At 69.4% G+C, this 8,049-nt stretch carries 11 protein-coding genes; 8 read left to right on the forward strand and 3 right to left on the reverse strand.

Features of this window, described 5'->3' with window-relative positions; genetic code table 11:
- Positions 1-91: 91 nt before the first annotated feature.
- On the reverse strand, positions 92-553 hold the full coding sequence (locus ACK4S2_RS11310; protein WP_409624115.1) for an Rrf2 family transcriptional regulator: 462 nt from the start codon (positions 551-553) through the stop codon (positions 92-94).
- A 187-nt stretch (positions 554-740) separates the two neighbouring features.
- On the opposite strand from ACK4S2_RS11310, the gene ACK4S2_RS11315 reads away from it, so the two are divergent.
- The 5 genes from ACK4S2_RS11315 to ACK4S2_RS11335 are packed head-to-tail and all read left to right on the forward strand — an operon-like array spanning position 741 to position 3,749.
- Positions 741-1,400: an alpha/beta hydrolase gene (locus ACK4S2_RS11315; protein ID WP_409624118.1), complete on the forward strand. Its 660-nt coding sequence runs from the start codon at positions 741-743 to the stop codon at positions 1,398-1,400.
- Positions 1,400-1,633, forward strand: coding sequence for a hypothetical protein (locus ACK4S2_RS11320; RefSeq protein ID WP_409624121.1), 234 nt, complete (start codon positions 1,400-1,402; stop codon positions 1,631-1,633). The genes ACK4S2_RS11315 and ACK4S2_RS11320 overlap by 1 nt, the downstream gene beginning before the upstream one ends.
- Entirely contained in the window at positions 1,630-2,220 is a 591-nt protein-coding gene (locus ACK4S2_RS11325) for an HD domain-containing protein (protein WP_409624124.1), read from the forward strand. The genes ACK4S2_RS11320 and ACK4S2_RS11325 overlap by 4 nt, the downstream gene beginning before the upstream one ends.
- Positions 2,221-2,278: 58 nt before the next feature.
- Positions 2,279-3,139: a polyphosphate kinase 2 gene (gene ppk2 / locus ACK4S2_RS11330; RefSeq protein ID WP_409624128.1), complete on the forward strand. Its 861-nt coding sequence runs from the start codon at positions 2,279-2,281 to the stop codon at positions 3,137-3,139.
- Complete coding sequence (locus ACK4S2_RS11335; protein ID WP_409624146.1) at positions 3,132-3,749, forward strand: TetR/AcrR family transcriptional regulator; 618 nt, start codon at positions 3,132-3,134, stop codon at positions 3,747-3,749. Before ppk2 ends, ACK4S2_RS11335 begins: the two co-directional genes overlap by 8 nt.
- A gap of 87 nt (positions 3,750-3,836) precedes the next feature.
- Here ACK4S2_RS11335 and hisA read toward each other — a convergent pair whose 3' ends face one another.
- A complete protein-coding gene (hisA, locus tag ACK4S2_RS11340) occupies positions 3,837-4,553 on the reverse strand; it encodes a 1-(5-phosphoribosyl)-5-[(5-phosphoribosylamino)methylideneamino]imidazole-4-carboxamide isomerase (protein WP_409624131.1) in 717 nt (238 codons plus the stop codon).
- Positions 4,554-4,723: 170 nt separating this feature from the next.
- Between hisA and ACK4S2_RS11345 the strand changes: the two genes are divergently transcribed.
- A complete protein-coding gene (locus ACK4S2_RS11345) occupies positions 4,724-5,104 on the forward strand; it encodes a DUF2147 domain-containing protein (RefSeq protein WP_409624134.1) in 381 nt (126 codons plus the stop codon).
- Positions 5,105-5,111: 7 nt separating this feature from the next.
- On the opposite strand, the gene ACK4S2_RS11350 is transcribed toward ACK4S2_RS11345, so the two are convergent.
- Positions 5,112-6,392 carry a helix-turn-helix domain-containing protein gene (locus ACK4S2_RS11350; protein WP_409624137.1) on the reverse strand — a complete coding sequence of 427 codons (1,281 nt, stop codon included), beginning with the start codon at positions 6,390-6,392 and terminating at the stop codon, positions 5,112-5,114.
- Between the two features lie 172 nt (positions 6,393-6,564).
- Between ACK4S2_RS11350 and hisB the strand changes: the two genes are divergently transcribed.
- Both hisB and hisH read left to right on the forward strand, forming a co-directional pair.
- A complete protein-coding gene (hisB, locus tag ACK4S2_RS11355; protein ID WP_409624140.1) occupies positions 6,565-7,152 on the forward strand; it encodes an imidazoleglycerol-phosphate dehydratase HisB in 588 nt (195 codons plus the stop codon).
- Between the two features lie 76 nt (positions 7,153-7,228).
- Positions 7,229-7,867: an imidazole glycerol phosphate synthase subunit HisH gene (gene hisH, locus ACK4S2_RS11360; RefSeq protein WP_409624143.1), complete on the forward strand. Its 639-nt coding sequence runs from the start codon at positions 7,229-7,231 to the stop codon at positions 7,865-7,867.
- Positions 7,868-8,049 lie beyond the last annotated feature (182 nt).

Consider the following 8,049-nt stretch of genomic DNA (forward strand, 5'->3'; position numbering starts at 1 on the left):
TTTCCGTCTTTCACCTTGCCCCAAATATCCCGGGGGGAGTCCGGCGCCGCCTGCGGGGCCGGACGGGGGGCTGGCCCCCCGCCTTGCGGCCTCATTCCTCGTCCACCACCCGAAACAGCGCCGGCACCGCCGGACAGGGCGTCAGAGCATTGCCCACCACATCCGACAACCGCACCTGATGCAGGTAGACATAGACATTGGCACTCAACCCCTGCCACAGGCGGTTGCACAACGACTGCGCCCGACTGCCCGACATCCCGCCCGAGGCGCCGGCCCCCGCCTGCGTCGCATCCACCGTTTCCTCGACCGCCTCCAGCACCTCGGTCACCCGGATCGCGTCGGGGCTGCGCGCCAGACGATAGCCCCCCCCCGGCCCGCGCACCGATTCGACCAGCCCGGCCCGGCGCAGCTTGACGAACAGCTGCTCAAGATAGGCCAGCGAGATATCCTGCCGGCGCGAGATTTCCGCCAGAGACACCCGCCCGTCGCCCGGATGCAGCGCCAGATCGGCCAGCGCCACCATCGCGTAGCGCCCTTTCGTGGAAAGCTTCATGCCATACCTCTTGCCGGGCCGGCACCCGCACCCGCACCCGCACCATTGACGCCAGACCCCCGGATGCTTAACTCAACCCCGGTCCGGCTGGAAGCTTCCGGCCGTTTGGAATAATTCTAAGGACTGGCCCTTGCCGCGTCAACCCGACGTGCGGGCCCGTACAACCAGGGAAAGCCGCGATCCGCCCATGCCCGAAGTGATTTTTCCCGGCCCCGAAGGCCGCCTCGAAGGCCGATATCACCCGCAGCGCGAACGCGATGCGCCCATCGCCATCATCCTGCACCCGCACCCGCAGTTCGGCGGCACGATGAACAACCGCGTTGTCTACAACCTGCATTACGCCTTTCACAATCTCGGTTTCACCGTGCTGCGGTTCAACTTCCGCGGCGTGGGGCGCAGCCAGGGCGAATACGACCAGGGCATCGGCGAACTCAGCGATGCCGCCTCGGCGCTCGATTACCTGCAATCCATGAACCAGAACGCCAAGCACTGCTGGGTCGCAGGGTTCAGCTTCGGCGCCTGGATCGGCATGCAGCTGCTGATGCGGCGGCCGGAAATCACCGGCTTCGTCTCGGTGGCGCCGCCGGCCAACATGTACGACTTCAGCTTCCTTGCCCCCTGCCCGGCCTCGGGCCTCATCATCAACGGCTCGGCCGACCGCGTCGCACCGCCCAAGGATACCGTGACGCTGGTCAACAAGCTGCACGAGCAGAAGGGCATCACCATCACCCATACCCAGATCGAAGGCGCCGGCCACTTCTTCGAAGACGACGAGGCCCACATGAAGCCGATGATTTCCGCCGTTTCCGACTATGTGAAACGCCGGCTGACCGAAAGCACCCGCTGATGGCGCTGCTCGAAGACCTGGCCGATGCGCTGTCGGGCGATGTCTATGCCGCCATGCAGGAAACCGGCGACGACCGGCTGCACGAACGGGTCGCCAAGGCCATCGGCGCACTGTCGCCGACGATGGAAGAGGCGTTTCTGACCTCGATGCGCCTTCGTCTGGCCGAACGCCGGGGGCGCCAGTATTTCGATGGCGAACTGGCGCGGCTGCGGGCGGCCAGGGCGCCATCGTGAGCGCCCCCCTCGACGCGCAGCTTGCCTTTCTGGCCGAGGCCGACCGGCTCAAGACGGTGCTGCGCGCCTCGCCGCTGATGGACCGTTCGCGGCGCGAGAATTCGGCCGAACATTCCTGGCACGTCGCCTTGTTCGCGCTGGTGCTGGCCGACGAGGCGCCCCCCGGCGTGAACATCGACCGGGTGATCCGCATGTTGCTGATCCACGACCTGGTGGAGATCGACACCGGCGATACTCCGATCCACGCGCAAGGCGCGAGCCGTCATGGGTCGCAAGCGCTGCTCGACCGCGAAAAGGCCGCGGCCGACCGGCTGTTCGGCCTGCTTCCCGCTGCACAAGCGGCAGAGCTGCGCGCGCTCTGGGACGAATTCGAGGCGGCCGAAACGCCGGATGCGGTGTTCGCCAAATCGCTGGACCGGGTGCAGCCGGTGCTGCAGAACCTCGGCGCGGGGGGCGGCACCTGGGTGGACTACGGCGTCACCCGCGACCAGCTGGAAAGCCGCGTCGGCAGCAAGGTCATGCGCGGCGCCCCCCGGGTCTGGGCGCATCTGGCCGGCCGGCTCGACCGCTGGTTCGCCGGGCGCTGACCCCTTCCCCGTCTCGCCCTTTCCTGCAAGACTTGCGCCAGACCTGCCGGAGACCCTCATGGACCTGCCCTTCGACGGCGCCATCAGCCGCTTTGCCCGCGACGAAGCCCCCGCCGACATCCGCGCCGCGTTGAAAGGCGCGAAAAAGCGCGACATCCTCTCGCCCTCCTACCCCTATCGCCGCGAGATGGACGACGAGGCTTACGAGGCCGCGATGAAGCCCTTGCAGATCGCGCTGGTGCGGCTGCAATCGGCGATGCGCGCCGAAGGCCGCCGGATGGTGGTGGTGATGGAAGGGCGCGATGCCGCCGGCAAGGGCGGCTGCATCCAGCGCCTGACCGAAAACCTCAACCCGCGGGCCTGCACCGTGGTCGCCCTGCCCAAGCCCACCGAACGCGAGGCGACGCAGTGGTATTTCCAGCGCTACATCGACTGGTTGCCGGCCGCCGGCGAAATCACCGTCTTCGACCGCAGCTGGTACAACCGCGGCGTGGTGGAACATGTGTTCGGCTTCTGCACGCCGGCGCAGCGCGAACATTTCTTTCACCAGTTGCCGGGGTTCGAGGAAACCCTGGTCGACGAAGGCATAACCCTGGTCAAGATCTGGCTGAACGTGGGCCGCGCCGAACAGCTGCGCCGGATGCTGGCACGCGAGGCCGACCCGCTCAAGCAATGGAAGCTCAGCATGATCGACGTGCAGGGCCTGCCGAAATGGGACGCCTATTCCGAGGCGATCCGCCAAACCCTGCACCGCAGCCATACGCCGGCCGCCCCCTGGACGCTGATCCGCTCCGACGACAAGAACCGCGCTCGCCTCGCGGTGGTGCAGACGGTGCTGGCGGCCTGCAACCCAGGCAATCCGGCCTATGCCGCCGATCCCGCCATCTGCGGCGGCCCAGACCTGTGGCATGATGGCTAAGCAAGGCTACCACCACGGCAACCTGCGCCAGGCGCTGGTCGATGCCTGCCTGAAGCTGATCGAGGATCGCGGCCCGCACGGCTTCACGCTGTCCGAAGCCGCCAAGGAGGCCGGCGTCACCCCGGCGGCGGTGTATCGCCATTTCCAGGGGCGCGACGACCTGATCGCCGAGGCCGCGCGCCAGGGCTTCGAGATTTTCGCCGACCTGATGGAACACGCCTACAACGGCGGCCAACCCAGCGCCCTTGCCGCATTCGAGGCGACGGGCCGCGCCTACCTTGCCTTTGCGCGCCGCTTTCCCGGGCATTACGTGGCCATGTTCGAAAGCGGCGTGAATCTTGCCGGCCACCCCGACCTGGCCCGCGCCGCCGCCCGCGCCCGCGCCACGCAGGAAGCCGCCGCCGCCCGGCTGTCCGAACACCTGCCGCCCGGCCGGCGCCCGCCTTCGGCGATGTTTGCCGCGCATGTCCAGGCCATGAGCCACGGCGTGGTGGAACTGTTCGCCCGCACCCGGCCCGGCGCGAACACGCCTTTCGCGCCCGAAGACCTGCTGGAAACCGGCATCGGCATCTATCTGCGCGGGTTGGGCCTGCTGCCGCCCGATCACTGATCCAGCCGAGCGCGCCCCCACCTTCACCTTGCGGAAATATCCTGGGGGGTGCGGGGGGCAAGGCCCCCCGCGCAGCGCCGCGGACGCTCAGCCCAACGCCGCCAGGGCCGCGGCCAGGTCGATTGCCCCGTCATAAAGTGCCCGGCCGGAAATCGCCCCGGCGATCACGCCGGTATCGCGCAAGGCCAGCAGGTCGGCCATCCGCGCCACGCCGCCGCTGGCGATCACCGGAATCGCCACCGCCCGCGCCAGCGCGGCCGTCGCCTCGATGTTCGGGCCCTGCATGGCGCCGTCGCGGTCGATGTCGGTATAGATCAGGGCGGCCACGCCGGCATCCTCGAACTGACGCGCCAGGTCCACCGCTTGCACCCGGGTTTCCTCGGCCCAGCCTCGCGTGGCGACAAAGCCCTTGCGCGCGTCGATCCCCACGGCCACCCGGCCCGGAAAGGCGCGTGCCGCCTGCCGGACCAGATCCGGGTTCTCCACCGCGACCGTGCCCAGGATCACCCGCGCCAGCCCCTTGTCCAGCCAGGCCTCGATGGTCGCCATGTCGCGGATGCCGCCGCCCAGCTGGCACGGCACATCCACCCGCGCCAGAATGGCCTCGACCGCCGCGGCGTTCACCGGCCGGCCCGCGAAGGCCCCGTTCAGGTCCACCAGATGCAGCCACTGGCACCCCGCCGCCACAAAGGCCGCCGCCTGCGCCGCCGGATCGTCGCCGAATACCGTCGCCGCCGACATCTCGCCGCGCAAGAGCCGCACGCACTGTCCGTCCTTGAGGTCGATGGCAGGGTAAAGGATCATCGCCGGGTCTCCGCAGCCGCACCGTTTCGCGCCGCCTGATGGCACGGCAAGCCGCAGGGGGCAAGCGCGGCCGCACAGGGGAAGCGACGTCACGCTTGCCCGAATCCCCGCGCGGCGCGAATCTGCGCCGCAGGCGGCCGGCAAGGCGGCCGCCCCTGAGGGAGGAACAGATGAAGACAGTTCTTGCCGCGGCCTTGGTGCTGCTGGCTGCGCCGGCGCTGGCCGACCCCGTGCACGGAATGTGGCAGACCCAGCCCGACGACGGCGCCTATGCCCATGTGCAGATGGCGCCTTGCGGGCAAGCCATCTGCGGCGTCATCAAGCGCACCTTCAATGCCCAGGGCGAATACAAGTCGCCCAACCTGGGCAAGAAACTGGTGATCGACATGGTTCCGCAAGGCGGCGGCAAATACGCCGGCCAGGTCTGGCGTCCTTCGAACGACAAGGTCTACATCGGCAAGATCGAGCTGTCGGGCGACAGCCTGCGCCTTGCCGGTTGCATTGCAGGGGGGCTGCTCTGCTCGAAACAGACCTGGACGCGCCTGAAGTAAGGCGGGGTCAGGCCCCTTCGGCCATGATCGGCGGCTCGCGCCGTGCCGGGCAACCGGCCCGCGGGCAGATCCGGCACGAGGTGCCGACCGCCCGCGCGCCCGCCTGATCGGCCGGGCTCGGCAGGATCAGCATCTGCGCCCGCAGCACCGCCGGGGCTTCGAACCCCGCGGGGTAATGCGCCGCACACCACGCCCAAGTGTCGAACCCCGCCACCTGCCGCCCTGCCATCGTCACCGACACCCGCAGGGGCTGGCCGGGGCGCTGCAAGGCATCGTAAAGCGGCCAAAGCGGACAGGCCGCCCCGAAGCGCGGCAAGGGAAAGGCCACGACGGGCTTGCGAAAGATCAGCGTGCCCGACCCGTCGCACACCACCAGCCCGGCCACGATGCCCGGCAACACCGCCAGCCGCCGCAACACCGCCGCAGGATCGACGCCGAATCGTTGCGCCAGGCGCCAGGGATGCGGCCCCAATTCGGCCACCGCGGCCTGCATCGCCTCCAGCGGCAAGGCCTGCGCATCGCGGGCATAGATTTCCAGCCAGTTGCGCGCCAGTTCGCGCGCCGCATGGCTGGCCAGCTCGGCCGCCCCTAGCAGCAAGGTTTCGGGGTCCGCCCCCGCTTCCAGCGCCGGCAGATGCCACCCTTGCGCGCTGGCCCAGGCCTCGAACTCCTCTTGCGGCGCCGCGATTCCGGTTTCAGGGGCGGCGACGCCATCCAGATAGCCGACCAGCGCCTCGGCCCCCCGGGCAAGCCGCGCGCTGTCCTCGGCGAGGTTGCGCTGAAAGCGCTGGCGCCACTCGGGCTCGATATCGGGGGTGTCGGCAAGGATCGCCGCCGTCGAACGCACCGAGGCCGCGGCCGACAGCAGCTCGTGCAGGCTGGCCGACAGGTGCGGGTCTTGCGTCATGCGGTCCGACAGCGCCTCGACGGTGGTTTCCAGCTGCACCAGACGGCGATGCTGCGCGGCCACCAGCGCTGCCCAGCCCGGAAAGCGCCCGGCAAATTCCTCGGCCCGGTCGGCCTCGACCGGCAGCGCCGCCGCGGCGGCGGCCTCGCGCAGCGCCGCCACGACATCGGCTTCGCCGTCGCCCGACAGCGCCTGCACGCTGACCCCCAGCGCCGCGGCAATCCGCACCAGCACCTCGCCAGCCACCTTGCGGCGGTTGTGCTCGATCAGGTTCAGATAGCTGGCCGAAACGCCGGCCGCCCGCGCCAGATCGGTCTGGCGCAACCCGGCCTGTGCGCGCCGTTCGCGGATGCGGGTTCCGGTCAGGGCATTCAGCGGCATTGCGGTCCTCCTTCCCGGCCACCATAGGGCCACAGGCAGGCGGCGTCACGCCGCCCCTTGGCAGGGGCGCCCGCCCGCGCCTATAAGGCGCGTGATCCGCCGCTCTTGCGCAAGGCGGAGGCATCTGCCCGCCCCGCGCCCGTCGGGCGCCTCACCCGCCCGAAAGGACCCGATGCGCCAGGCCACCCTCACCCGCACCACAGCCGAAACCGACATCTCGGTCACGATCGACCTCGACGGCACCGGCCGCTACGACATCGCAACCGGCGTCGGGTTCTTCGACCACATGCTCGACCAGCTGGCACGCCACTCGCTGATCGACATCACCTTGCGCGCCAGGGGCGACCTGCACATCGACGACCACCACACGGTCGAGGATTGCGGCATTGCGCTTGGCCAGGCCCTGACACGCGCTCTGGGCGACAAGCGCGGCATCCGGCGCTATGGCGAATGCACCCTGCCGATGGACGATGCCCGCGTCGCCTGCGCGCTGGACCTGTCGGGGCGCCCCTTCCTGGTGTGGGACGTCACGTTCCCGACGCCCAAGATCGGCCAGTTCGACACCGAACTGGTGCGGGAGTTCTTTCAGGCGCTGGCCACCCACGGCGGCATCACGCTGCATGTGACGCAAGCCGCCGGGGTCAACAGCCACCACATCGCCGAAGCCGCCTTCAAGGCCGTGGCCCGCGCCTTGCGCGCCGCCGTCGAAGCCGACCCGCGCAAGGGCGATGCCATCCCGTCCACCAAGGGCACGCTCTGACCCTTCACCTTGATCCAAATATCCCCGCCGGAGGCATCCGACCGCCTGCCCCGGCGCGCCGCCGAAAGGACATGCGATGCTGACCGTGCTGGTCGATTACGACAGCGGCAACCTGCACTCGGCCCAAAAGGCGTTTCAGCGCATGGCCGCAGAAACCGACGCCGGCGCGGTGCTGGTTTCCAGCCGGCCCGAAGATGTGGCCCGCGCCACCCGCGTGGTGCTGCCGGGCGACGGGGCCTTTCCGGCCTGCCGCCAGGCGCTGAGCGATCATGCCGGCCTGTACGAAGCCATCGCCGAGGCCGTGACCCAGCGCGCGGTGCCGTTTCTGGGCATCTGCGTGGGCATGCAGATGCTGGCAACCTTGGGGCGCGAATACCGCGATACCGCGGGCTTCGGCTGGATCGACGGCGAGGTCACGCGGATCAGGCCCGCCGACCCGGCGCTGAAGGTGCCGCACATGGGCTGGAACGACCTGATCGTCGACCGCGCCCACCCGGTGCTGGAAGGCATCAAGACCGGCGACCACGCCTATTTCGTGCATTCCTACGCGATGCGGGTGGCCGACCCGGCGCATCTGCTGGCGCATGTGGATTATGCCGGCCCCGTGACCGCCATCGTCGGGCGCGACACCATCGTCGGCACCCAGTTCCACCCGGAGAAATCCCAGGCCACGGGGCTGCGGCTGATTGGCAATTTCCTGCGCTGGCGCCCCTGACCTTGCGGGGCACCCGCGCGGAGGGGGCGAGCGGTGCCTAGCAGGCTGCTGAAGAAGTCCACGAGGCGGAACAGTTTTCCCTCTGTTTGGGCGGCAGCGGTGAGCGTCGTGCTGGTCGAGGCGAGGTATGGGTGCCCGATGCCACCCCTCGTCGTCATGGGGCCAGCAGCCGGGGCAGTCGG

The organism is Gemmobacter sp. (assembly GCF_046292685.1).
Taxonomy (GTDB): Bacteria; Pseudomonadota; Alphaproteobacteria; order Rhodobacterales; family Rhodobacteraceae; genus Wagnerdoeblera.

Bases quoted from the DNA above. Each gene is read 5' to 3' on its own strand.
- ppk2 (WP_409624128.1), top strand. From the start codon at position 2,279: ATGGACCTGCCCTTCGACGGCGCCATCAGCCGCTTTGCCCGCGACGAA.
- ACK4S2_RS11350 (WP_409624137.1), bottom strand. From the start codon at position 6,392: ATGCCGCTGAATGCCCTGACCGGAACCCGCATCCGCGAACGGCGCGCA.
- hisB (WP_409624140.1), top strand. From the start codon at position 6,565: ATGCGCCAGGCCACCCTCACCCGCACCACAGCCGAAACCGACATCTCG.
- ACK4S2_RS11320 (WP_409624121.1), top strand. From the start codon at position 1,400: ATGGCGCTGCTCGAAGACCTGGCCGATGCGCTGTCGGGCGATGTCTAT.
- hisH (WP_409624143.1), top strand. From the start codon at position 7,229: ATGCTGACCGTGCTGGTCGATTACGACAGCGGCAACCTGCACTCGGCC.
- ACK4S2_RS11310 (WP_409624115.1), bottom strand. From the start codon at position 553: ATGAAGCTTTCCACGAAAGGGCGCTACGCGATGGTGGCGCTGGCCGAT.
- ACK4S2_RS11315 (WP_409624118.1), top strand. From the start codon at position 741: ATGCCCGAAGTGATTTTTCCCGGCCCCGAAGGCCGCCTCGAAGGCCGA.
- ACK4S2_RS11335 (WP_409624146.1), top strand. From the start codon at position 3,132: ATGGCTAAGCAAGGCTACCACCACGGCAACCTGCGCCAGGCGCTGGTC.
- ACK4S2_RS11345 (WP_409624134.1), top strand. From the start codon at position 4,724: ATGAAGACAGTTCTTGCCGCGGCCTTGGTGCTGCTGGCTGCGCCGGCG.
- hisA (WP_409624131.1), bottom strand. From the start codon at position 4,553: ATGATCCTTTACCCTGCCATCGACCTCAAGGACGGACAGTGCGTGCGG.